Here is a 22,034-nt window from a genome sequence, read left to right as displayed (position 1 = left end):
TTTGGGCGCCGTCTACCGCCACGAGGCGGCGGGGACGTGATAGAGCAGATGGGGCGCGCGCGGGCCGCGCCTTCGCCGGATCGCCATCGATGCTGCGGGCCACGAACATCGACAGCTTGAGCCGCGAAACGTTCGACGTCCTCGTCCTCGGCGCCGGGATCAACGGCGCCGTCGCCGCCGCGGCCCTCGCCGCGCGGGGGGCGAAGGTCGCGCTGATCGATCGGGGCGACTTCGCCGGGTTCACCAGCCAGGAGTCGTCGAACCTCGCCTGGGGCGGCATCAAGTACATGGAGAGCTTCGAGTTCCCGCTCGTGCGGAAGCTCTGCACGTCCAGGAACCTCCTCCTCAGGAGCTACCCGTCATCGGTGCAGGAGATCCGGTTCTACGCCGCGCACGAGCGGGGCTTCCGCCACGGGCTCTTCAAGCTCTTCCTTGGCACCTGGCTCTACTGGATCATCGGCAGCTTCTTCACGCGCATCCCTCGCCTGCTCTCCCGCCGGGCGATCGCGCGGGAAGAGCCGATCATCCACCTGGACGGCTGCGACGGAGGATTCGAGTACTCCGACGCGTACCTGGTCGACAACGACGCGCGGTTCGTCTGGGGCTTCGTGCGCGCGGCGCTCGATCACGGCGCGCGGGCGGCCAACTACGTCGAGTCGCTCGGCGCGCGGCGCGAGGGGGACGCGTGGGTCACGCGCGCCCGCGACGTGCTGTCGGGCAGGGGGCTTGACATCCGGTCGCGGGTGCTCGTGAACGCCTGCGGGCCGTTCGTGGACGCGCACAACGACCTGACGGGCCAGCGGACGAGGCACCGCCACATCTTCTCGAAGGGCATCCACCTCATCGTGGATCGGCTCACCTCGAGCCGGCGGGTGCTCACGTTCTTCGCGGACGACGGCCGGCTGTTCTTCGTGATCCCGATGGGCTCGAGGACGTGCATCGGCACCACCGACACCCGCGTCGAGGGCCCGCGCGCGGCGGTGACGCCCGAGGACCGGCGCTTCGTGCTCTCCAACATCAACAAGCGCCTCAACCTGCCCCGCCCCCTGACCGAGGCCGACGTCATCGCGGAGCGCTGCGGGGTGCGCCCCCTGGCCGTCGAGGGCGGCGGGGGCGGCGAGGACTGGCTGCAGCTCTCGCGCAAGCACGCCCTCGAGGTGGACCAGGCGCAGGCCCACCTGAGCATCTTCGGCGGCAAGCTCACCGATTGCATCAACGTGGGCGACGAGATCTGCGCCGCCGTGCAGCGGCTCGGCGTCGCGCTGCCCCGCCCTGCGCAGCGCTGGTATGGCGAGCCGGGCGAGGCGCTTCGTGAAGAGTTCTTTCACAAGGCGCGCGCCCTCGATCTCGACGCGCTGACGCCGCCGCGCGCCTCGGAGACGCTCAGCACGCGGCTATGGCGCCGCTATGGCGCGCAGGCGCTCGGGCTGCTCGAGGACATCCAGAGCGACCCGAGGATGGCCGATCCGCTGATCGAAGGGGCGGACGACCTGCGCTGCGAGGTCGCCCACGCCGCGAAGCACGAGATGATCGCGAAGCTCGATGACTTCCTGCGGCGGCGCACGAAGATCGCGCTCTTGCTCCGCCGCGAGGCGCTCGCGAGGTCGCCCGGCCTCCGCGAGGCGTGCAAGCTCCTCTTCGGGGACGAGGCCGACAGGCGGCTGGAGGAGTACTTCCACGAGCACGGCGCCGGCCGCCTCGCGGAGGCGAAGGCGCCCGCCGCGGCGCTGACGGTCAGGTAGCGCCGCGCCCCGCCCGGGTCATCGCGCCGGCGCGCCGCAGATGCTGTGGACCAGCTCGAGCAACGGCTCGATCTGGAGCGGCTTCTTCAGCAGGCCCGCGACGCGCAGCCGCGACGCTTCCTGCTCGACCCGCACGTCGGCGGACACGATCACCACCGGGATCGACGCGAGCGCCGGGTCGCGCTGGAGCTCGGCGCGGAGCTGCCATCCATCCATGATCGGCATCATCAGATCGAGCAGGATCAGCGCGGGCGGCACGTCCCGCCGCAGCAGCGCGAGCGCCTCGGCGCCGTCCGCGGCCTCCTCGACGTCGTACCCCTCGAACACGAGGAGCTGCGTCAGAATGCTCCTGATATCCAGATCGTCCTCGACGACCAGGATGCGGCCCGTTTTCTCGATCATGACCGAACCTCACGACCGGACTGCGCCGCGCGGCGCGTTTCCTCTGCTGACCCGCCGAGCAGCCCAGCTGCGGCCCTGACCGATCGAGTGTTCATGGGGCCGGTGACGCAACTTGAGCGACCGCCGCGGCCCTGGCAAGCGGTCGATCCCGCGGAGCAGCCCCGCAGCGCGCCGGAGCACGGACGGCGCGCTACCTGTCGGTGCCTGTCCGCCACGGACGGCGGCGTGCTCTACACCGCGCCGCCGCGCCGCCGCGCCTACTGAGCGGCCTCCTCGGGAAGCTCATCGGAGGCCCCGCCCGAGGCGGCGTTGCGCTCCTCGCCTGCCCCCACGCGATGGTCATGGACAGGCAAGAGCACGCGGAAACACGCGCCCTTGCCGACCTCGCTCTCCACGCCGATCTCGCCCCGGAAGCTCGTCACGATGCCGTGGCAGATCGCGAGCCCGAGCCCCGTCCCTTCCCCGATGGGCTTCGTCGTGAAGAACGGGTCGAAGATGCGGCTCTGCAGCTCCGGCGCGATCCCTGGCCCTGTGTCGCACACCTCGATGCACACGCGGCCAGGCGGCGCGGGGGCGGTGGAGATCCGGATCTCGTTCTCCGACACCTTCCCCTCCGGCAGCGCCTGGGCGGCGTTCACGAGCAGGTTCAGGATCACCTGGCCGAGCCGCGCCTCGTTCGCGTGGACGGCCGGCACCGGGCTGAGCTCCAGGACGAGCCGCGCCTTGCTCCGTATCTGCTGCTGCGCCATCCGCAGGACCAGCTGGATCACGGGGTCGACATCGACCGGGCCGAGCTCGCCGTCGTCGGCGCGCGAGAACGTCTTCAGGCCGCCCACGATGTGCCGTACCCGCGAGCCGCCCTCCGCGGCCTCATCGAGCGCCGAGAGGAGCGCGTCGAGGCGCGCGCCGGCCCCCTTCGCGCGGAGCTCCTTCCGCGCGAAATCGACGTTCGCGACCATGTACGCGAGGGGGTTGTTGATCTCGTGCGCCACCCCGGCCGCGAGCGTGCCGAGCGAGGCCATGCGATCGGCGAGCAGGAGGCGCGTCTCCAGCTGCCGGCGCTCCGTGACGTCGGACACGGCCCCGAGCATCCGGTACGCCTTGCCGGTCGCGTCGCGCAGCACGAGGCCCCGGTCGTGGACGTCGGCGTAGCTGCCGTCCGCGAGCAGGCACCGGTACCAGAGCTCGAACGTGCCCTCGTCCCCTTCCATCGCGCGCCGCAGCCCGTTCATCACGCGGTCGCGATCCTCGGGGTGGACCCGCTCGAACCACCACACCGCGTCCTCTTCGATGTCGGCGCCGCCCGTGCCATAGAAGCTCCGCATGCGCTCGCTCCCGGTGACGCGCCCCGACGAGAGATCCCAGTCCCAGAAGGCGTCGCTCGTGGCGCGCACGACGAGCCGCATGCGCTCCTCGCTCGTCCGGAGCGCGTCCTCTGCGGCCTTGCGCGCCTTCATGTCGAAGGCGAAGCAGACGCCGCGATCGCGCGCCCCCTCGACCAGGGCAGGCGCGATGAGGACGGGCACGCGCCGCCCGTCGCGGGCCAGGAACTCCTTCTCGAACGGCGGGCAGATGCCGTTCTTCAGGACCTCCGAGAGGGCGCGCTGGTCCGCGGCGCGGTGCTCGGGCGGCGTGATCGCGATCCAGTTGAGGCGCCCCGCCTCGACGTCCTCGCGCGCGTAGCCCACCATGCCGAGGAACGCGTCGTTCGCGTCGAGCACGCCCCCCGCCGCGTCCCACACGAGGAGGCCGATCACCTCCGCGGACGCGTCGCGGAAGGAGCGCGCGGCGCGCTCGAGCAGCGCGCGCTCCGCGGGCGCCCGGTCGGCCCCATGCGCCGACGGCCGCCGCACCCACCACACCGCCGCGTCGAGCTGGATGGCGATCGACGGCTCGAGCGCCGCCGCCACGACCGTCGCGCCCGCCTCGAGCAGCGCCGCGGTCGCGCCCGCGCTCCCGGTAACGGCGACGAGAGCCACGCGATCGCCCCCGGGCGCCGCGCGCAGCCGCCGGCAGAGCGCGAGCGTGTCCTCGAGCGGCCCCTCGTCCGCCAGCACGGCCACGTCGAACGGCTGAGTCGCCAGGAGATCCAGCCCGGCCTCGACGTCCCGCGCCGGGACCGCGACATAGCCGCGCGCCGCGGCGAGCGCCTGCGCAGCGCCCGAGGGGCCGCCTGGGAAGATCAAGATCCTGGGTGCCTGTGCTCCCGCCACGCGCGCAACATCCCGCGCACGGCGCGCTGACGCAATACCGGCGCAGCGGTGATCTACGTTCCCGCACGTCCCCGCGCGTTCCCGGGCTTTCCCGCGCGCGCCTACCCCCGCCTCACCCGACCCCGGCCCTCCGGTCGTCGAACCATTGCCATGCGTTCGCGAACCCCACGCGCTGGGATGATTTCTTGTAACAGAGGAAGTAGAGCCTTCCGCCCTGAACACCGCACTCCGTGCGGTCTTTCCAGCAGGTGAGGAGATCCGGGTCCGCGGCCGGATTGCTCGAAAACACCGTCCCTTCCTCGAGCTCCTGTGTCCCGGCGGCGTCCGGGCAGGCCGCCGGACCGGAGGTCACCGGAATGCCCACCGCGCTCGATTCCACGCCCGTGTTGAAGAGCGCCTCGGATACCCGGCGCACGGCGGCGGCGCGGTCTGGACCGCAGAGAGAGAGGATATCGAGGCTCGCTCGATCGACCTGGACGAGAATGAAGTTGCGCCCCTCGATGACGGTGAACCCGAGCCCGCCCGCGGCGTACTCGTGGCGGAGCAGGTCGGGCGTATCGTCCGTGGCGGCATGGAACGCGTGGCGCGCCTTCACGGCCTCGCCGTGCGGGTTGAGCTCATCCCTGAAGATGGAGTCGCACCAGTAGAACGACTCCGCGCGCGCCTGGGCCGGCACGTCGTCGAACCGCTCGACGGGCGTGAAGCCCTCCGGGGCGACGCGCGCCACGGCCGCGAGCCACCCCGCGATCTTCGCGTCGACGTCTTGCTTGTGAAATGCGTGCGCGCTCATCCCCAGCCTCCGTTTCTGTAGGTCGCCACGATCTGCTCCACGCGGTAGCCGTCGTCCGGCGCCGAGCTGAACCAGATGAGCCCCCAGAAGACGCCCAGGATCGGCTCCACGGAATCGAACACGCCGGCGCCCCCCGCGTAGTACCTCGTCACGCCGCCATGGGAGAACTCGAGGCACGCCTCGTACCGGTTGAGCCCCGGGCTGAGCGTCCCGTCGGGGAGGCGCGTATGGGACGCCGGATAGGTCCTCCCCACCTCCACCGGCCCGTCGACGAGCGCCGCGCGCCACACGCGGCCGCCCTCGACCTTCGTGACGTCGAGCCCCGCCCACGGGTTCTGCTCGACATCGGCCGACAGCGTCCTGCGCCCGCCGCCCACGTTGGGGTCGCCCCAGACCACGATCATGCGCGTCCGCCCCGGGATCCCGAGCTGGCGCAGCATGCCGCGGATGAGGCGGACGATCGCCTGGCACTCCCCGCTCTCCTCCACGTGATCGGTCATCGGCCAGGCGCCGCCCTCGTCGTTCATGTACGTCGGGTGATGGTACTTCCGGGGCACCCTGGGGCTCGGCAGGAGCGTGTACGTCGGGAACTTGACCATGATCCCTTCCACGATCTCGTGGGGATCGAGGGTATCGAGCGGCGAGATCCAGGAGACCGCCCTGTCCATCCGCTTCAAGGTCACCCCATCTTCCTGCCAGACCTCCTGTCTGTCGGTCTGGGGCCTGCCCATCGTGACATAGACGACGTTCGAGGTCCGGGCGGGCGACACCATAGCTCCCGCGCCTGCAGACCAGCTCAGGGCGAGGTTGAACTTCTGGATCTTCCTCCCGAGCTGCCGCGAGGAGAAGAGATCGAGCGGCGCGGCGACGGCCCCGTTACCGCGGCTCTCGAGGACGATGCCCCCGGGCCCCACGGCGCGGATCTCGGCCGCCGCTGCGCTGTAGGCGTCGCGCTGCGCGAGCTCGAGCCGGACGACGATGTGCCGGCCCATCGAGATCGAGAGGGGGACGGCGCCCGACGGCGTCCATTCCGGCCGGGGGCACAGGGCTCCCTCGTTCCTCCAGCCGCTCTCCTCCTTGCAGTCCTTCAGGAGACCGTGATCGGACCTGAACTCGATGGAATACAGCGCGATGGACTGCGCAGCATCGGGCTGCGGGCTCTCCGTGGTCGGATCCGCCATATCGACCTTCCTCGCTCGCGGCGCTCATGCACTCGACGCCTGCCGAGCCACACGCCGGGTCACGACGATCGTAGTGCGCGAGCCGGCCGGGCCAAGTCGGGAGTCCACGCAGGGGACGACGGCGCTCTGCCGGCCGCGCCACCACCCGCGCGCCCGCCCCGCCCCCCGCCGCCGCGCCCCGCCCGGAGGCAGCGCGCTCGGCCGAGCCCGCGCGGCCTGCGCGCGCTCTCCCGGAAGGCCGGCGGCGGCGCGAGCCGGGTTCCTGCGGCAGCGCGCCCGAGCTAGATTGCGCGCATGTCCAACAGCCTGTTCGTCGTGCATGTGCATGTACGTGTCAGACCCGAGCTCATCGACGCATTCCGGAACGCGACCATCGAGAACGCACGCGAGAGCGTCAAGGAGCCGGGGATCGCCCGGTTCGACGTCGTCCAGGACACCGAGGATCCCGCGAGGTTTGTGCTCGTCGAGGTCTACAGGACCAAGGAAGCGCCGGCCGCACACAAGGAAACGGCGCATTACCAGCGGTGGCGGGACACCGTCGCGGAGATGATGGCCGAGCCACGGACCAGCCGGAAATACGTCAATGTCTTCCCTGACGACGCGGGGTATTGACATGGCGCCTCCCGGCCATGAACCCGCCTTCGAGTTCGCCACCGCGACGCGCATCGCCTTCGGCGCAGGCAAGGTCGCCGAGGTGCCCGCGGCCGTGCGGGGCCTCGGCGGGACGCGGGCGCTCGTCGTCACCGGGCAGGATCCCGGCCGCGCCGCGCCGCTCCTCGCCGCGCTCGCGGCGGCGGGCGTCGCCGCGGTGCGCTTCGCCGTCGCGGGCGAGCCCACGGTGGACATCGCCCGCGAGGGGACGTCGCGGGCCGCGGCCGAGCGGTGCGACGTCGTGGTGGCGCTCGGCGGCGGCAGCGCGATCGACGCCGGCAAGGCGATCGCCGCGCTCGTCGCGAACGGCGGCGACCCGCTCGATTACCTGGAGGTCATCGGCAAGGGGGGAGCGCTCTCCAGGCCATCCGTGCCGTTCGTGGCGATCCCCACGACCGCGGGCACCGGCGCGGAGGTGACGCGCAACGCGGTGCTCGCCTCGCGGGAGGCCGGCGTGAAGGCGAGCCTGCGCAGCCCGCACATGCTGCCGCGCCTCGCCGTGGTCGACCCCGACCTGCTCGCTGGCGCCCCGCCCGGGGTGCTCGCGTCGAGCGGGCTCGACGCGCTCTCGCAGCTCATCGAGCCGTTCCTGTCGAGCCGCAGCAACCCGCTCACGGACGGCCTCGCGCGCGAGGGCATCCGCCGCTCGGCGCGCTCGCTGCGCCGCGCGGTCCTGGAGGGCGCCGACGCGCCGGCCCGGGACGACCTCGCGATCGCCAGCCTGCTCGGCGGCCTCTGCCTCGCGAACGCCGGCCTCGGGGCGGTCCACGGCTTCGCGGCGCCCGCGGGGGGCATGTTCGACGCGCCGCACGGCGCGGTGTGCGCCGCGCTCTTACCTGCCGTCCTGGAGGTCAACCTGCGGGCGCTGCGCGCGCGCGACCCGGCTCACCGCGCGCTGCCGCGCTTCGACGAGCTGGCCGCGCTCGTCACGGGGCGCGCCGGCGCCGTCGCCGAGGAAGGGATCGCCTGGGTCCGCGAGCTCTGCCGCGACCTCGCGATCCCGGGGCTCCGGCGCTACGGCATGGGCGAGGCGGACCTCCCGGCGCTGGTCGCGAAGGCCAGGGCGGCGAGCAGCATGAAGGCGAACCCGCTGCCGCTCACCGACGAGGAGCTGTTCGACATCGCGGCGGGGTCCTTGTGATCGTGGCGCCGGTGGTATCATTGCGGGGTGGCAAGCCCGTACCGCACGAGACCGCCCTCTCCGCCGCGTGTCCGGTCGATCGACCAGCGGCGGCGGATCAGCGTGGCGAGCCTCGTGTTCGGCATGCTCTGCGGCGTGACGGGGATTTCGCTCGCCGACGAGGGTCGGGCAGAGTGCACGCTGCTGTTCACGGGCGTCTGCGGCTTCGTCTTGCTCCTCCAGCGCTAGGGTGCACCCTAGGCTCGACCCCACCCCCGACGACCGGAGCTCGATGAAGAACGATCCCGCCCCGAATCCCACCCTCGACGCCATGCTCGCCGCCCAGCGCATCGCGTTTGCGCCCGTCATGTTCCAGGTGGCGCGGGTGATGCGAAACCGCGGCGTCCTCCGGGCGCTCCAGCGCGCTGGCAAGGGCGGCAGGACACCGGCGGAGGTGGCCCAGGACACCGGCCTCTCCGCCTATGCCGCCAAGACCTTGCTGGAGGCGAGCCTGAGCTTCGGCCTGGTGGAGCGCGCAGGCGGCGCTGGCGGCGCAAACGTCGCGAGCGGCGCAAACGCCCACGCAGAGCCGCGAGAGCGTGGCGAGCGCTACACGATCACGCGGGTTGGGCTCATCGTCGAGAATGACAGGATGACCCGCATCAACATGGATTTCATCCATGACGTCTGTTACGAGGGCATGCGCTTTCTCGACGAGGCCATCGAGGGCGGCAAGCCGGCTGGCCTGAAGGTCTTTGGCGAGTGGCCGACGGTCTATGAGGCGCTCCCTGCGCTCCCGCCGAAGGTGAGGGAGAGCTGGTTTGCGTTCGATCACCTCTACTCCGACTCCGCGTTCCCCGAGGCGCTGCCCATCGTGTTCGAGCGGAGGCCGAGGACGCTCCTCGACATCGGCGGCAACACGGGGCGGTGGGCGATCCAGTGCTGCACGCACGACCCCGACGTGCGCGTCACCGTGCTCGACCTGCCGGGCCAGCTGGAGGACGCGCGCGTCAACGTCGAGCAGCACGGCCTGCTCGGCCGGATCATGGGCACCCCCATCGACTTCCTGGATCACAGCCAGGCGTTCCCGACAGGCTTCGACGCCATCTGGATGAGCCAGTTCCTCGTGTGCTTCTCCGAGGCGGACATCCTCCAGATCCTCCGGCGGGCCGCGTCAGCCATGGGGGACGAGACGGTGCTCTGGATCCTGGACACGTTCTGGGATCGGCAGACGAACGAGGTGGCGGTCCACTGTCTTCACGGCTCTTCCCTGTATTTCACGTGCCTCGCGAACGGGAACAGCCGCATGTACAGCGCCGCCGATATCCGGCGTTGCATCGACGAGGCAGGCCTCGTCGTCGAGGCGGAGATCGACCACCTCGGCCTCGCCCACACGCTGCTCCGGTGCCGCCGGCGCGACGCGGGCAAGCGCGCGTGAGCGTCCAGGTGAAGCAACGCGCGTAGCAGCCTGGACGATCCCGACCCCGAAGCGAGCGGCGACACCACGGATGAGGCGGCTCGGGGCGGCGCGCCCCATCCGTCGTCGACGCGGCGTGGCCTGCGTTGCGCCGCGGCGATGACCGGGCGGGGCGCGCTCGAACGGCTTTCGCTTGTGGCCCTCGCGTAGCATAGTGGGGCGACGCCGCCACGGCGCCGCGCTGCGCCATGGGCCCACAAGGAGAAACCGTCGTGTCCCACCCCCCGCTCACCCAGCTCTCCGACGAGGAGCGCCTCTTCCGCGACTCGGTGCTTGATTTCGCCAGGAAGCGCGTCGCGCCGCGCGCGGCGGCGATGGACGAAGAGGGCGCGCTCGACCACGATCTGCTCCCTTCGCTGTTCGAGCTCGGCCTCATGGGCATCGAGATCCCGGAGGCGTACGGGGGCTCAGGCGCCGGCTTCTTCAGCGCGATCCTCGCGATCGAGGCGCTCGCCGTCGTCGACCCGAGCGTGAGCGTGCTCGTCGACGTGCAGAACACGCTGGTGGCCAATGCGTTCCTCCGCTGGGGCAGCGAGGCACAGAAGGAGAGATACCTCCCGCGGCTCTCCCGCGACTGGATCGGCTCGTATGCGCTGAGCGAGGCGGGCTCCGGCTCGGACGCGTTCGCCCTCGCGGCCCGCGCCGAGCGCCGGGGCGACCGCTGGATCCTGAACGGTCGCAAGCTCTGGATCACGAACGCGAACGAGAGCTCGGTGTTCCTGGTATTCGCCAACGTCGATCCGACGAAGGGCTACAAGGGCATCACGGCCTTCGTGGTCGAGCGCTCCTTCCCCCGCTTCTCGGTGGGCAAGAAGGAGAACAAGCTCGGGATCCGCGCCTCCAGCACGTGCGAGCTCGTCCTCGAGGACTGCGAGGTGCCGGAGGGCAACGTGATCGGCGAGGTCGGCAAGGGCTACAAGATCGCCATCGAGACGCTGAACGAGGGCCGGATCGGCATCGGCGCGCAGATGCTCGGCCTGGCCGCGGGGGCGTTCGATCACGCGATGCGCTACATGGGCGAGCGGAAGCAGTTCGGGCAGTCGATCGCGAGCTTCCAGGGCGTGCAGTTCCAGTATGCGCGCGTCGCCATGGAGATCGAGGCCGCGCGCCTCCTCGTCTACAACGCCGCGCGGCTCAAGGACGCGGGCCAGCCGTTCGTGAAGGAGGCGGCGATGGCCAAGCTGTTCGCGTCCGAGGTGGCCGAGCGGACGGCGTCGCTCTGTATCGAGTTCATGGGCGGCGTCGGCTTCACCAAGGACTATCCTGTCGAGAAGCTCTACCGCGACGCGAAGATCGGGAAGATCTACGAGGGGACGTCGAACATGCAGCTCTCCACGATCGCGAAGCTGCTCCAGGCGGGATACGACGCGAAGGGCTGAGCGGGGGAGTTCGCCCCCGTCCCAACACCGACGTTGCTCTCAGCGTCTCCGCTTCCATGACTCGGGTCTTCGGCGCGTGTGAAAGCACGCGACGAAGACGGCGACATCATCCATCAGACAATCCGTCGACGGCCCCCCGCGTCACGGCAGGTGCCGCTTGAGATCCGCGAGCGAGCGGCGCGTCGACACCTGCTGCGGCAAGATCACGTCCCGCACCAGGGCGTGCGACTCGGTGTCGAGCTCCTCGATGTCGTTCCGGTAGTCCTTCAGGCCGTGCTCCTCCCCCTCCGCCAGGGCCGAGAGCGCCGTCTTGTGGCCGAGCGCCACCGCGGTCCCCTCGACGGCCTTGGCGAACGCGCCCCATGGCCCGGAGCTCGCCGGGGGGTCGCCTCCGAGCTCCTCGATCCGCCGGCGCAGCACCTTCACCCGCGCCTCGTGCGACGCGAGGTTGAGCCGCAGGTGGTGAGCAACCCAGCCCTGGCGCGCCGCGGCGATGGCCTGACGGTAGGTCTCGACCGCGGACATCTCGCCGCGGCAGAACGATTTGAGCTGCTCGATCGAGTCATCGTCGATGAGTCCGTCCAGGCCCACGCTCTCGTCTGCGAATGCGACCGGTTCCATGGGTACTCTCCTGCGATGTCTGGTGAACGCCCGATTCCTCTCCTCCTTACCTCCCAAGGTGGGCATCCACGCCATACGTCCACGCAGGAGCCGCGATCGCCAGGGATCGTCGCCGCTGCGGGAAAGCGTGCGCCCCCTGTGCCTCAGGGGTACATGTTCGCCTTGTACTGCATCAGTCTCGGCTGAACTCTTTCATTCCCTTCAAGTCCCGTTCCAATGTCCTGGACTTCGCGGTCATGAAGCGAGCTCATCGTCCCGGCGGCGGCGCCGGCGGGCTCACAGCGCGGCGAACACGCGATCTCCCTTGCCGGTGCCGCAGAAATCGCCGTTGCCTGGGTCTCGCAGGATCGCGCGCAGCGCCGCGGCGTCCTTCTCGTCGCGCGCGAGGGCGCCGAGGAGCATCGCGCCTTCCTTGAGGCGCCTCTCGACCTCCGGCGCGCTGTGCTCGGGGATCCCGGCGTCGACGAGCACGCTGCTCAGGCTGGCCGTCTCGCTCGCCGAGCTCGCGTCCGCGAGCCTCACCGCGATGGGGCCGGCCACCGCGAGCCGCAGCCCCGGGACCACGAGCCCCGCGCTCGCCGCGGCGAGGACGGAGGTCAGCGCGCTCCCGTGCGAGGCCGTGCCCTGCGTGCGCGAGCGCGCGAAGTGCTGCCGGCGGGCCGCCTCGCTCACGATGGCGCAGATGTCCCGTCGCGTGTGCCCGCTGTCGAGGATCCGCCGGACGGCGTCCTCGGCCTCCCCACGTGCTCGCACCATCCCGGTGATCAACCTCTGGCTCGCCATGCAGACCTCCTTGGCAGAGGGTTCGCGCCGATCGCGCAGGTTTCCTGGGAGCTTCCGCACAACACGAACCGTACCGCGCGCGTACCCGGCGGGAGATCGCGGAGCCACTCGCGACCCCAGCAACAGCACCCGTCGCGTCCGCGGCACGATGCCACAGCGAGGCGATCACGCTGTGACGCAACGACACGGCAGGCTCGTCGGGGCGGCGCGGCGAGGCGTGTCCCCGCGGCGCTGCTGCTGCAGCGCTCGCCGCCGGCGCGGCTCAGGCTGCGGCGCGCCGTTCCCTGGCCGGACGCATCGCGCTCTTGCCGGCACGCCGCGCGTTCACCGCGCGCACCGCGCGCACGCTCTCGCTGAGGCGGGTCACGAGCGGTACGGCCTCTCGCGCGCCGAAGCCACGGACGATCCGCAGCATCTTCGCCTCTTCGGGCCGGAGCGCCGCGAACGCCCCGTCCGCGACGGCCTCTTCCGCGTCGAGCAGGGACTGCAGGGCGCCCTCCGTATAAGCGCGGATCACGGCGGGGTGGACATAACAACGCTGACAGACCGCGCGTGTGTTGCCCAGGCGGGCAGACACCCTGTCGATCACCTGCGCCACGCGCTTCTTCACCTGGCGGACCGAGCTCGCGACCTCCATCTCGCAGAAGAACGACGCGCACAGCACGGTGCCGGTCCATGTACGGAAGTCCTTCGCCGTGAAGTCCTGGCCCGCGACCGAGCGCAGGTAGTCGTTCACGTCGTCCGAATGGATCCTTTGCCGCCGGCCCTCGCCGTCGATGTACTGGAACAGCTCGTGGCCGGGCACGTCCTGACAGCGCTTCACGATGCGCGCGAGCCTCCGATCCCGCACCGTCAGCGCGTGCTCCTTGCCGCCCTTGCCCCTGAAGTGAAACCTGAGGAGACTCCCCTCTATCTCGACGTGCTCGTCGTGGAGCGTTGTGAGACCATACGAGTCGTTGTCGCGCGCGTATTCGTCGTTTCCTACGCGGATCGATGTCTCGTCGAGCAGGCGCACCACGGCCGCCAGCACCTTCTCGCGCTGCAGCCCCGGCAGCGCGATATCCCGATCGGTCGCGGCGCGGATCGCCGGGAGCGCCGCGCCGAACGCGAGCATGCGATCGTACTTCGTCTCGTCGCGGACCTCCCGCCAGCGCGGGTGATACCGGTACTGCTTTCTGCCGCGCGCGTCGCGCCCTGTCGCCTGGATGTGCCCGCGCTCGCTCCTGCAGATCCACACATCGGTCCACGCGGGCGGGATCGCGAGGCGGCGGATCCGCGCGAGCGCCGCGCGGTCCTTGACGGGGCGCCCGTCGGCGTCGACGTAACGGAAGCCTTTGCCCGCCCCTCGCCTGGAGATCCCCGGCTCACCGTCGTTCACGTACCGGAGCCCGGCCGACGCGGCGGACTCGACCGGTGACGGGGTGAGCTGTCCTGTCCCCGCGAGCTCGCCGGTAGCGCGAGCGAGCTCGACCGTCTCGACGGATTCGACCGACACGCTGACGCGGCGCCGGCGGAGGACGACGCCACTCGCCGCTCCGCGCCTCTCGCGGCGCGGAGCGCTCCGTGGGCGGCGCCTTTCATGGGTGGTCGTGGCGCTCCCGCTCTGCATGGCACGACCCGCTCAGACGGCCTCCTGCGCGACCGCGCTCGGAGCGCGCCGCCGTGCGCGATCGCGGTGCGCCTCATCGATGCACCGCCTCACCTCGGCGTCGATCGCCGCGATCGCCATCCGGTTGAACATGCGCAGCGGCAGCGGCATGTCGATCGAGAAGTCGACGGCCCTGGGCAGGAGCTCGAGCCGCCCGGAGAGCGTGAAGCCCTTGAAGGAGAGGCCGAGATCCGCCCGGCGATCGTCGCTCCAGAGAATGGATGGAGCGTACTCTGCGTATCGATCACAATACTTCGCCATCGCCCGCAGGACGGCGCCCTTCGCTTCTTCGTCGTTCAGGTCGTGATGGACAGTGTGGTTCATGATGACCTCGGGTGATGGCTGGAAGATCGACTCCAGCGGACCTCCAGGGGCGTCGACGCGCGACAGGCTCGCCAGCGCCAGCGTTCGCGGGATTAGCAAGCCGGGTGCCTGTCGGGCCCGACGGGGGCCGAGCGCTCGCGGCAGGGTCATTTCTGCGCAGCTTCGTGCGGGATCGGGCCCGCCCGCGGTCCGCGCATGTTGACGTTCGCCACGAGCGGGGCAGATCGCCACGGCCAGCCTTGAGCCCGCCCCCTCGCGCTGCGGCTCAGCTCGCGGCATGGCGCGTGCTCTTCAATACGTCGATGCATGCGCTCCTGCACGAAGCTGCCGCGCTGAAGTCTCCCCCTCGGCTCAGCGGGCGGCTCGGGCCACGGGCGAGGAGGGCGCTGAAGGCGCTGTTGATCCTGCCTATCGCGCTCTGGCTCGGCTACGTCGTCGTCGTGAACGTCATGTTGCGCACGGGGCTCATCGCGAGGCTCGTCAGCTACAACCCCGTCGACGCATCGCTCTATTACGGCTCGGCGTGGAGCCTCTGGCCGGGCGTCGTTCACGTCGAGGAGCTCCGGCTCAGCGGCTCCGACAGCGTACTTCAGTGGGCGGTGGAGCTCGACGAGGCGGACGTCGATATCCACCTGACCGATCTCCTCCGGAAGAAGTTCTATGCGGAGGACATCCGCGCCAGGGGCTTCGTGTTCCGGCTGCGGATGCTCGTGGATCCGACGAGCGAGCGCGATCTGGACGCGCCGCACATCGAGGCGCTGCCGCCCATCCCGGAGTTCGCGAACCCTCCGCTCAAGCCGGAGCTGCCGCCGAAGCACGATCTCGAGAACTCGGACGAGGGTTACAACCTGTGGACGGTGCACCTGGAGGGCATCGACACGACGCTCAAGGAGATCTGGATCCAGCAAGTCCGGTATGCCGGCGCCGGTCGCGTGCGGGGAGGATTCTATTACAAGCCGCTCCGCGCCGTCCGCGTCGGGCCCGTCGCGCTGGAGCTCCGGTCGGGCGAGGTCCACGTCGCCGATCGCGTCGTCGCGCGGCTCGACGCCGACGCCGACGTGACGATGAGCACGTTCGATCCGCGGGACGTCGACGGGGTCGGCGTCCTCGATACCACCTGGGCGCGCGTCCGCCTCGACGCGCAGCTACCGGCGCTCGATTTCATCCACCTTCCCGCGGGCGAGGGCGCCGGACCCCGGCTCGAGGACGGCAGCGGAGAGCTCAGGACGAACCTTGTCGTGAACCGGGGGAGCATCGAGCCGGGCAGCACCGTGTCCTACGAGACGAGCCACCTCGTGGCCTCCACCGCGTCGCTCCGCGCGACCGCCGAGGCGCGCGCGGCGCTCCGCGTCGACGAGCGCGGAGCGCCGCGCCTCGCGGTGACGCTGCCCCGCGCGACGCTCGAGCGCCCGGGAAGCGGGCTGCCGCCCATCGTCGTGGAGAGGGCGAGCGCCACCTTCGACGCGCCGGAGCTCCACCTCATGCGGTTCCCGCCGGGGTTCGCGTCGAAGGTGGATGTCGTCGCCGCGGCGATCCCGGACCTGCGCTGGCTGAACGCCGAGGGCGCCGCGCCGGACGCGCCGCGGTTCACCGGCGGCGCAGCCTTCGTGCGGAGCAGCCTGGACGTCGACCCGCTGGGCCGGGGGAGAGGCTCGCTGAACCTGCTGGTGAAGCACGGCGCCCTTCAGTGGAAACAGACGAGCGTGAAGGGCGACGTGGCGGCGCGCATGACGCTCGACGCGGCGGACGTCTTGAATCAGGCAGCCAAGCTGCGGAAGGGCCGCATCGACATCGAGGACCTCGCGATCGAGCACGACGGCGAGGCGGTCCCTGGCTGGTGGGCGCACATCGACATCGAGGACGCCGAGGTGAGGCAGGGGCTCATGGAGGCGGCGATCCGGGTGGAATGCAAGGACGCGCGGCCCGCCGTGACGCTGCTCGACGCCGAGGATGCCATTCCCGGCTGGGCCGCGGGGCTCCTCGCGATGGAGGGGCTCAAGGCGTCCGCGAAGGTGAGGCGCGCGAACGGCGGCGTCGATTTCAGGCTGCTGGAGGCGCAGGGGGGCGATCTCGCGATCCGCGGGCGGCTCACGAAGTCCGACGGGCAGACCGCCCGAGGGGCGTTCCTCGTGAAGAGTGGGCTGCTCTCGGTGGGGATCGCGCTCGATCGGGACGGGGCCGGCGTGCACCCCTTCGCCGGCGACGACTGGGTAAACGAGAAGATGACCGCGCTGGGCAGGTGATCTCGCCCGACGACGGCGGCCGGCCGTGGGACGACCACCGCGCGGCTCGGCCCCGCGCGCGCATCGGGGCGGGGTGCGCCGCGACCGCATCCTCACACTCGAGACCCCTCTGTAGTCATTACCGCGAGATTCGCTGAGTAATACGGCATCTCGGGTGAAATTCTCCATCCGACCTTCCAGCTCAATGCCGTGCAACGGTACAACCGTACAACCGTACAAGGCGCACGACCTCGGCGCTGCATCGCGTCTCACGAGGCTCGACGCTGGGTTCCGTACCGGGTTAGTCTCTGCTTTGCTCAGCCCACCAGAACGCGGCGGTCGGTGTCTCAAGAGGCGGGGGCACGACAGAAGGACGCGTGAACTGAGCAGGAGGAACTTAGTATGTGCCAGAAGCTCTGTGGAAATGACTCGAACCACGACCGGGAGCCAGGCGAGGCGGGCTCGTCTCGTCGCCGGTTTCTCGCGGTGGGAGCTTCAGCGCTCGGTGCTGCGGCGGCCTTCTCGACCCCCGCGGCGGCGATGGGAAGGGCGGAGCACGATGATGACATGCCGCACGGGACCGGCGCCCCGCACCGGCGTTACATCCTGAGAGGCGGCGCCGTGCTCAGCATGGATCCGAACGTGGGGGACTTCGCCCAGGGCGACGTGCTCGTGCAGGGCAAGAAGATCATCGCGGTCGGGCCGCACCTCCACGCCCCAGGAGCGGAGATCATCGACGCGACGGGCACGATCGTGATGCCGGGGTTCATCGACACCCATCACCACCAGTACCAGACGGCGCTGCGGAGCTTCCTCTCGGACGGCCTCCTGGCCAACGACGGGCTGCCGCACGGCGAGAAGAACTACCTCGACTACATCCACTTCACCATCACGCCGGTCTTCCGACCGCGGGACGCCTTCCTCGCCATACTCGCCTCCTCGCTCAGCCAGCTGGATGCCGGGGTGACGACGGTCGTCGACACATCCCAGGTGGGCCATACCCCGGAGCACACCGATGCCGTCATCCATGGGCTGCAGGAATCGGGCCGCCGCGCGCTCTTCGTGTACTCGCCGGGCGCGGGCCCCGGCAACATCTTCCCCAACGATCTCGATCGGATCCAGAGCCAGTACTTCTCCTCGACCGACCAGCTCCTGACCCTGGCCATGGGCGGGGAGGTGTTCGACCCTGCGTGGCGCAATTACTGGGCGATCGGGCGCCAGCACGGCCTGCCCATCGTGACGCACCTCGTCGGCAGCATCGGCCAGGGGACGCTCATCGAGCAGATCGAGAGCGAGGGCCTGATGGGGCCAGATCTCGAGTTCATCCACGCCAGCGCCATCTCGGAGGCCTCCTGGCAGGCGATCGCCGATTCGGGCGCGAACGTCTCGATCGCGGCCCCGATCGAGATGACCATGCGGCACGGCACGCCGCCGATCCAGGCCGCGCTCGATCATGGCGTCCAGCCCGCGCTGAGCACCGACGTCGAGTGCACAATGACCGCAGACTTCTTCACCCAGATGCGGACCGTCTTCACGCTTCAGCGGGCGCTCATCAACGAGCGGGCGCTGGCCGGAGAGACGGATCTGCCCGAGCTCCTCACGTGCCGCGATGTCATCCGCCTGGCCACGGTCGAGGGGGCCCGGGTGGCCGGTCTCTCCCACAAGGTCGGCACGCTGACTCCGGGCAAGGAGGCCGACATCATCTTGCTGCGGGCGGATGCCATCAATGTGGCGCCGCTCAACAACGTGCCGGGGGCCGTGGTGACATTGATGGACCGCAGCAACGTGGACACGGTCATCGTCGCGGGGAGCATCCGGAAATGGCGAGGCAAGCTCGTCGGCGTGAACTTTGGCCGGCTCCGCGCTGGCCTCGAGGCGTCCAGGGATTACCTCCTCGACGCGGCGGGCGTCGAGCGCGTGCTCTTCTGAGGCTGTAGCCGGCGCGCGAGGGGGAATGAAGGAGGGGGTAGCGATTCCCGAGAATCGCTCTGGATTCGTTTCTATCTGGAACCGGTCGGTAAAACGAGGGCATCCCTCAGCGCGAGATGTTCTCGGGTCGGAAATCCTGCCAGGGGTCTGCCTCGCGAGAGGAGGGGGAGAATTCAACGCAAAGGCGCAAAGACGCAAAGGCGCAAGGGAGAGAGAGAGAGAAAAAAATTCATGCATTTTTGCGTCTTTGCGTCTTTGCGCCTTTGCGTTGAATTCTCCCTCCGGACTCCTGGCGGGCGGAACTAGCCGCGAGCCTTCTCACGAACGGCGATCTGACGGATCGCCTCCTCGATCGCCCCCGCGACACCTCGGATCCGCGGGACGCGCCGCAGATCGCGGTGGACCACGAGATACACGCTCACCGTCGGAAGCGGCGTCGGGCAGACGAGCCGTCGCAGCCCAGGTACGTCACGCGCGAGCGCGTCCGCGAAGATGCAGATCCCCTGGGACTCGCTCGCGGCCGTGAGGATCGCGTCGTCCGAGCTCGAACGGAACGGGAACCGACGCGCGCCGCGGGCGACGAGCCACCGCTCCTGCTCGGACTCCCGCCCCGGCCCGTCGTAGCCGACGAAGTCGTGCCGCGGGAAGTCCGCCTCGCGGAGGTGGCCGTCACGCAGGTGTCGCTCGACATACTCGTTCGAGGCCCAGAGGCCGTACGAGAACGTGCCGAGGCGCTTCTCGACGAGCGCCTTCGACGACGAGCGCACCGTCCGGACGCCGAGGTCGGCCTCACGCTTCGCGACGTCCGCGAGGCGCGCCTCCGACGCGAGCTCGATCAGCGTCTCGGGGTGGATACGCCGCCACTCGGAGAGGACCTTCGCCATCGGGCGCGCGAAGCTCTCCTTGATCGAGACGCGCACCACGCCCTCGAGCGACTCGACGCCGCGCGCGTCCCTCCCTTCGACGCGGAGCTCCCTCTCCATGCCCTCGGCGAGCGCGACGAGGGCGCGCGCCGTCGGATCGATCGACGTTCCGGCGGTCGTCCGGTGCACGAGCTTCCGGCCGAGCGCGAGCTCGAGCGCGTCGATGCGCCGCCCGACCGTCGAGGTGGAGAGCCCGAGCGCCTTGCCCGCGCCGAGGAAGCTGCGACGTCGGTCGACCTCGAGGAGCACGCGCAGGTCGTCCCAGGAGAAGGCGTCGTTTTTCATCCGTGGAACTCCGATGCCCGAAGATGTCCGTTCTCGCGAATCAACCCAGAGCTTACACATGGAGGCATGACGCGACACCCCTTCGAGAACCGGAATGCCCTGATCACTGGAGCCTCCACCGGCATCGGCGCCGAATTCGCCCGCCAGCTCGCCGCGCAGCGATGCCACCTGATCCTCGTCGCCCGCTCGCGCGACAAGCTCGAGGCGCTCGCCGCCGAGCTGCGCGCCGCGCACGGCGTCCGCGTCGAGGTGATCGCCGACGACCTCACGAGCGCGGGGGCGATCGGGCGCGTGCACGCGGAGGTCGCGCGGCGCGGCGTGACCGTCAATCTGCTCATCAACAACGCCGGATTCGCGACCCACGGCCGCTTCGAGGAGACGCCGATCGAAAGGCAGCTCGAGGAGATCGCGCTCAACGTGAGCGCGCTCGTCGCGATGACCCACGCGTTCCTGCCCGACCTCGTGAGGACGCGCGGCGCGGTCCTCAACGTCGCTTCCACGGCGGCGTTCTACCCGATCGCCTCGATGGCGGTGTACGGGGCGACCAAGGCCTTCGTGCTCTCGTTCAGCGAGGCGCTCTGGGCCGAGCTCGGCGAGCGGGGCGTGAGGGTGATCGCGCTCTGCCCCGGCGCGACCGAGACGCCGTTCTTCGAGATCGCCGGGGAAGCCGCCGCCGTGGGCGCGAAGGCGAAGGCGAGCGACGTCGTGCGGCTCGGCCTGAGCGCCCTCTCGACGGGGCGAACCCACGCCATCCACGGCCTCGGCAACTACATCCTCTCGAACCTCGCGCGCTTCGTGCCGCGCGCCATGGCGGCGCGCCTGACGGCGGAGGTCATGCGGAAGAACCAGGTGCGCGCCCTGCCCGCCAGGGCGGCGGGCGCACGGCCCTGATCGGCGCTCGCCCGGGCGCTGCGCCGCGGCCTCCCCCGCAGCGCGTCACGGCGACACGGGAGCCCTGAGTGCGAGCTCGCGTCGCAGCAGGATCTGCTGGAGCCCGAGCTGGCCGAGCGTGGTGCCGACGGAGACGAGCCAGATGGTATGCATGCGGAAGCCGGGGCGAGCGCTCAGGGCGAGGACGGGGACGATGAACGCGAGCGCGCGCGCCCCCGAGGCGACGAGCGAAGGCCAGGTGTTGCCGAGGCCTTGAAAGACGCCGGCGCAGACGAACACGATGCCGCTCGCGAAATAACTCCAGGAGATCACCTGAAGGTAGTCGACGCCTGCCGCGATGACATCCGGGGCAGGCGAGAACAGCGCGACGAGCTGCGCGGGGAAGACCTGGCAGATCAGCGTGAAGAAGAGCATGAACCCGAGCATGAGCTTCATGCTCTCGATCACGGTCTCGCGGACGCGAGCGTACGCGCGGGAGCCGTAGTTCTGACCGACCACCGCTGCCGCAGCGAAGCTGATCGCCACAGCGGGCATGAAGCCGGCCTGCATCAGCCGCAGCCCGATGCCGAACCCGGCCTGCGCCTCCGAGCCGAAGGGACGCGTGACCGCGTAGATCACGCCCATGGTGACGCCGAGCAGCAAGAACTCCGCGCCCGAGGGCAAGCCGATGCCGAACACCTTGCGCCACGTGGCGAGGTCTGGCTCCCAGTCGGCGAGGCGGAGGCGAAGGAATGTCTTGCCGCGCAGGAGGTAGACGGCGAGCCCGGCGACGGCGGCCGCCGTCGCGATGAGCGTGGCGAGGGCCGCGCCGAGGACGCCGAGCGGACGCCCCGAGATCCACCCGAAGACGAGGAAGGGCGCGATGACCATGTTGAGCACCACGCTCGCGGTCTGGGCCACGAGGCCGGGCTTCATGTCGCCGATGCCGCGCAGGGCCGAGCCGAGCCCCACCATCGTGAACTGGAGCGCGAGCGCCGGAATGAAGGCGCTCAGAAAGGTGCTCGCGAGCTCGGCGGTCACGGCGTCTCCCGAGAGCCTCTCGGCGTACGTGCGGCGAAGCGCGAGGCCGAGCACGAGAAAGAGAGCGCCAGCCCACGTGGAGAGGCTCTGCACCTGGTTGAACAGGCGCTGCACCTCGCCGTGCTCCTTCCTTCCGGCCGCCTGCGAGACGAGCGCCACGCAGCCGACCGAGAGCATCTGCGTCACGGCCATGGCGACGAACATCAGGTTGCTGGAGATCGCCACGGCGGCGACGGCTTCCTTCCCGAGGCGACCCACCCAGTAGATGTCGATCAGGCCATAGAGGGTCTGGATCGCCATGCCGACCAGGATGAAGAGCATGACGCGCACGACATGCGCGCGGGGACTGCCCTGTGTCATGTCGTGCACGCCGCGCGGCGCGGACGGCGCTTCGACTTCGATGTTCGTGTCCATGTATTTTTACCGGGTAGTA

The 22,034-nt window shown here is 70.3% G+C and carries 19 protein-coding genes; 9 read left to right on the top strand and 10 right to left on the bottom strand.

The genetic code is table 11. The annotated features are described in order from the left end of the window. Positions 1-89 precede the first annotated feature (89 nt). Positions 90-1,742, top strand: coding sequence for a glycerol-3-phosphate dehydrogenase/oxidase (locus WME79_RS06695; RefSeq protein ID WP_437533456.1), 1,653 nt, complete (start codon positions 90-92; stop codon positions 1,740-1,742). A gap of 18 nt (positions 1,743-1,760) precedes the next feature. On the opposite strand, the gene WME79_RS06690 is transcribed toward WME79_RS06695, so the two are convergent. The 4 genes from WME79_RS06690 to WME79_RS06675 all read right to left on the bottom strand — a co-directional run bounded on the left by WME79_RS06690 (position 1,761) and on the right by WME79_RS06675 (position 6,328). Further along, positions 1,761-2,144: a response regulator gene (locus WME79_RS06690; RefSeq protein WP_437533453.1), complete on the bottom strand. Its 384-nt coding sequence runs from the start codon at positions 2,142-2,144 to the stop codon at positions 1,761-1,763. Positions 2,145-2,401: 257 nt separating this feature from the next. Continuing rightward, entirely contained in the window at positions 2,402-4,330 is a 1,929-nt protein-coding gene (locus WME79_RS06685; RefSeq protein WP_437533451.1) for an ATP-binding protein, read from the bottom strand. A 139-nt stretch (positions 4,331-4,469) separates the two neighbouring features. Further along, the gene (locus tag WME79_RS06680) at positions 4,470-5,147 is read right to left on the bottom strand and encodes a hypothetical protein (protein ID WP_437533448.1); all 678 of its coding nucleotides are present in this window, start codon (positions 5,145-5,147) and stop codon (positions 4,470-4,472) included. Continuing rightward, complete coding sequence (locus WME79_RS06675; RefSeq protein ID WP_437533445.1) at positions 5,144-6,328, bottom strand: hypothetical protein; 1,185 nt, start codon at positions 6,326-6,328, stop codon at positions 5,144-5,146. The genes WME79_RS06680 and WME79_RS06675 overlap by 4 nt, the downstream gene beginning before the upstream one ends. 294 nt (positions 6,329-6,622) lie before the next feature. Here WME79_RS06675 and WME79_RS06670 point away from each other — a divergent pair, with 294 nt between their 5' ends. From WME79_RS06670 to WME79_RS06650, 5 genes are all read left to right on the top strand, one after another. Then, complete coding sequence (locus WME79_RS06670; RefSeq protein WP_437533442.1) at positions 6,623-6,940, top strand: putative quinol monooxygenase; 318 nt, start codon at positions 6,623-6,625, stop codon at positions 6,938-6,940. 1 nt (position 6,941) lies between these two features. Beyond that, positions 6,942-8,120: an iron-containing alcohol dehydrogenase gene (locus tag WME79_RS06665; RefSeq protein WP_437533440.1), complete on the top strand. Its 1,179-nt coding sequence runs from the start codon at positions 6,942-6,944 to the stop codon at positions 8,118-8,120. 27 nt (positions 8,121-8,147) lie between these two features. Continuing rightward, positions 8,148-8,348, top strand: coding sequence for a hypothetical protein (locus WME79_RS06660; protein WP_437533437.1), 201 nt, complete (start codon positions 8,148-8,150; stop codon positions 8,346-8,348). Between the two features lie 43 nt (positions 8,349-8,391). Further along, positions 8,392-9,537: a class I SAM-dependent methyltransferase gene (locus WME79_RS06655; RefSeq protein WP_437533435.1), complete on the top strand. Its 1,146-nt coding sequence runs from the start codon at positions 8,392-8,394 to the stop codon at positions 9,535-9,537. A 251-nt stretch (positions 9,538-9,788) separates the two neighbouring features. Further along, the gene (locus WME79_RS06650; protein ID WP_437533432.1) at positions 9,789-10,955 is read left to right on the top strand and encodes an acyl-CoA dehydrogenase; all 1,167 of its coding nucleotides are present in this window, start codon (positions 9,789-9,791) and stop codon (positions 10,953-10,955) included. A 141-nt stretch (positions 10,956-11,096) separates the two neighbouring features. Here the strand turns inward: WME79_RS06650 and WME79_RS06645 are convergent, their stop codons facing one another. The 4 genes from WME79_RS06645 to WME79_RS06630 all read right to left on the bottom strand — a co-directional run bounded on the left by WME79_RS06645 (position 11,097) and on the right by WME79_RS06630 (position 14,430). Then, positions 11,097-11,576, bottom strand: coding sequence for a DUF2383 domain-containing protein (locus WME79_RS06645; RefSeq protein ID WP_437533430.1), 480 nt, complete (start codon positions 11,574-11,576; stop codon positions 11,097-11,099). 276 nt (positions 11,577-11,852) lie between these two features. Further along, a complete protein-coding gene (locus WME79_RS06640; RefSeq protein WP_437533427.1) occupies positions 11,853-12,359 on the bottom strand; it encodes a hypothetical protein in 507 nt (168 codons plus the stop codon). Between the two features lie 262 nt (positions 12,360-12,621). Further along, complete coding sequence (locus tag WME79_RS06635; RefSeq protein WP_437533423.1) at positions 12,622-13,968, bottom strand: DNA topoisomerase IB; 1,347 nt, start codon at positions 13,966-13,968, stop codon at positions 12,622-12,624. Positions 13,969-13,980: 12 nt separating this feature from the next. After that, a complete protein-coding gene (locus WME79_RS06630) occupies positions 13,981-14,430 on the bottom strand; it encodes a polyhydroxyalkanoic acid system family protein (RefSeq protein ID WP_437533420.1) in 450 nt (149 codons plus the stop codon). A gap of 203 nt (positions 14,431-14,633) precedes the next feature. On the opposite strand from WME79_RS06630, the gene WME79_RS06625 reads away from it, so the two are divergent. Next, positions 14,634-16,574: a hypothetical protein gene (locus WME79_RS06625; protein ID WP_437533417.1), complete on the top strand. Its 1,941-nt coding sequence runs from the start codon at positions 14,634-14,636 to the stop codon at positions 16,572-16,574. A gap of 381 nt (positions 16,575-16,955) precedes the next feature. Beyond that, a complete protein-coding gene (locus WME79_RS06620) occupies positions 16,956-18,482 on the top strand; it encodes an amidohydrolase family protein (protein WP_437533414.1) in 1,527 nt (508 codons plus the stop codon). 302 nt (positions 18,483-18,784) lie between these two features. Here the strand turns inward: WME79_RS06620 and WME79_RS06615 are convergent, their stop codons facing one another. Continuing rightward, positions 18,785-19,690, bottom strand: coding sequence for a LysR family transcriptional regulator (locus WME79_RS06615; RefSeq protein ID WP_437533411.1), 906 nt, complete (start codon positions 19,688-19,690; stop codon positions 18,785-18,787). 66 nt (positions 19,691-19,756) lie between these two features. Here WME79_RS06615 and WME79_RS06610 point away from each other — a divergent pair, with 66 nt between their 5' ends. Continuing rightward, positions 19,757-20,581, top strand: coding sequence for an SDR family NAD(P)-dependent oxidoreductase (locus WME79_RS06610; RefSeq protein ID WP_437533408.1), 825 nt, complete (start codon positions 19,757-19,759; stop codon positions 20,579-20,581). A gap of 45 nt (positions 20,582-20,626) precedes the next feature. Here WME79_RS06610 and WME79_RS06605 read toward each other — a convergent pair whose 3' ends face one another. Next, positions 20,627-22,015, bottom strand: a complete 1,389-nt coding sequence (locus tag WME79_RS06605) for an MATE family efflux transporter (RefSeq protein WP_437533405.1) — start codon at positions 22,013-22,015, stop codon at positions 20,627-20,629. Between the last annotated feature and the right edge of the window lie 19 nt (positions 22,016-22,034).

This window comes from Sorangium sp. So ce726, assembly GCF_051521405.1.
In the GTDB taxonomy this organism is placed as follows: Bacteria; Myxococcota_A; Polyangia; order Polyangiales; family Polyangiaceae; genus Sorangium.
Note: the sequence above shows the minus strand (reverse complement) of the source record. Positions and strands in the feature narration are given on the sequence as shown.

Coding starts and splice junctions, on each gene's coding strand:
- WME79_RS06655 (WP_437533435.1), top strand. CDS start 8,392: ATGAAGAACGATCCCGCCCCGAATCCCACCCTCGACGCCATGCTCGCC.
- WME79_RS06615 (WP_437533411.1), bottom strand. CDS start 19,690: ATGAAAAACGACGCCTTCTCCTGGGACGACCTGCGCGTGCTCCTCGAG.
- WME79_RS06645 (WP_437533430.1), bottom strand. CDS start 11,576: ATGGAACCGGTCGCATTCGCAGACGAGAGCGTGGGCCTGGACGGACTC.
- WME79_RS06665 (WP_437533440.1), top strand. CDS start 6,942: ATGGCGCCTCCCGGCCATGAACCCGCCTTCGAGTTCGCCACCGCGACG.
- WME79_RS06680 (WP_437533448.1), bottom strand. CDS start 5,147: ATGAGCGCGCACGCATTTCACAAGCAAGACGTCGACGCGAAGATCGCG.
- WME79_RS06670 (WP_437533442.1), top strand. CDS start 6,623: ATGTCCAACAGCCTGTTCGTCGTGCATGTGCATGTACGTGTCAGACCC.
- WME79_RS06675 (WP_437533445.1), bottom strand. CDS start 6,328: ATGGCGGATCCGACCACGGAGAGCCCGCAGCCCGATGCTGCGCAGTCC.
- WME79_RS06640 (WP_437533427.1), bottom strand. CDS start 12,359: ATGGCGAGCCAGAGGTTGATCACCGGGATGGTGCGAGCACGTGGGGAG.
- WME79_RS06625 (WP_437533417.1), top strand. CDS start 14,634: ATGCATGCGCTCCTGCACGAAGCTGCCGCGCTGAAGTCTCCCCCTCGG.
- WME79_RS06635 (WP_437533423.1), bottom strand. CDS start 13,968: ATGCAGAGCGGGAGCGCCACGACCACCCATGAAAGGCGCCGCCCACGG.
- WME79_RS06695 (WP_437533456.1), top strand. CDS start 90: ATGCTGCGGGCCACGAACATCGACAGCTTGAGCCGCGAAACGTTCGAC.
- WME79_RS06610 (WP_437533408.1), top strand. CDS start 19,757: ATGACGCGACACCCCTTCGAGAACCGGAATGCCCTGATCACTGGAGCC.
- WME79_RS06605 (WP_437533405.1), bottom strand. CDS start 22,015: ATGGACACGAACATCGAAGTCGAAGCGCCGTCCGCGCCGCGCGGCGTG.
- WME79_RS06690 (WP_437533453.1), bottom strand. CDS start 2,144: ATGATCGAGAAAACGGGCCGCATCCTGGTCGTCGAGGACGATCTGGAT.
- WME79_RS06620 (WP_437533414.1), top strand. CDS start 16,956: ATGTGCCAGAAGCTCTGTGGAAATGACTCGAACCACGACCGGGAGCCA.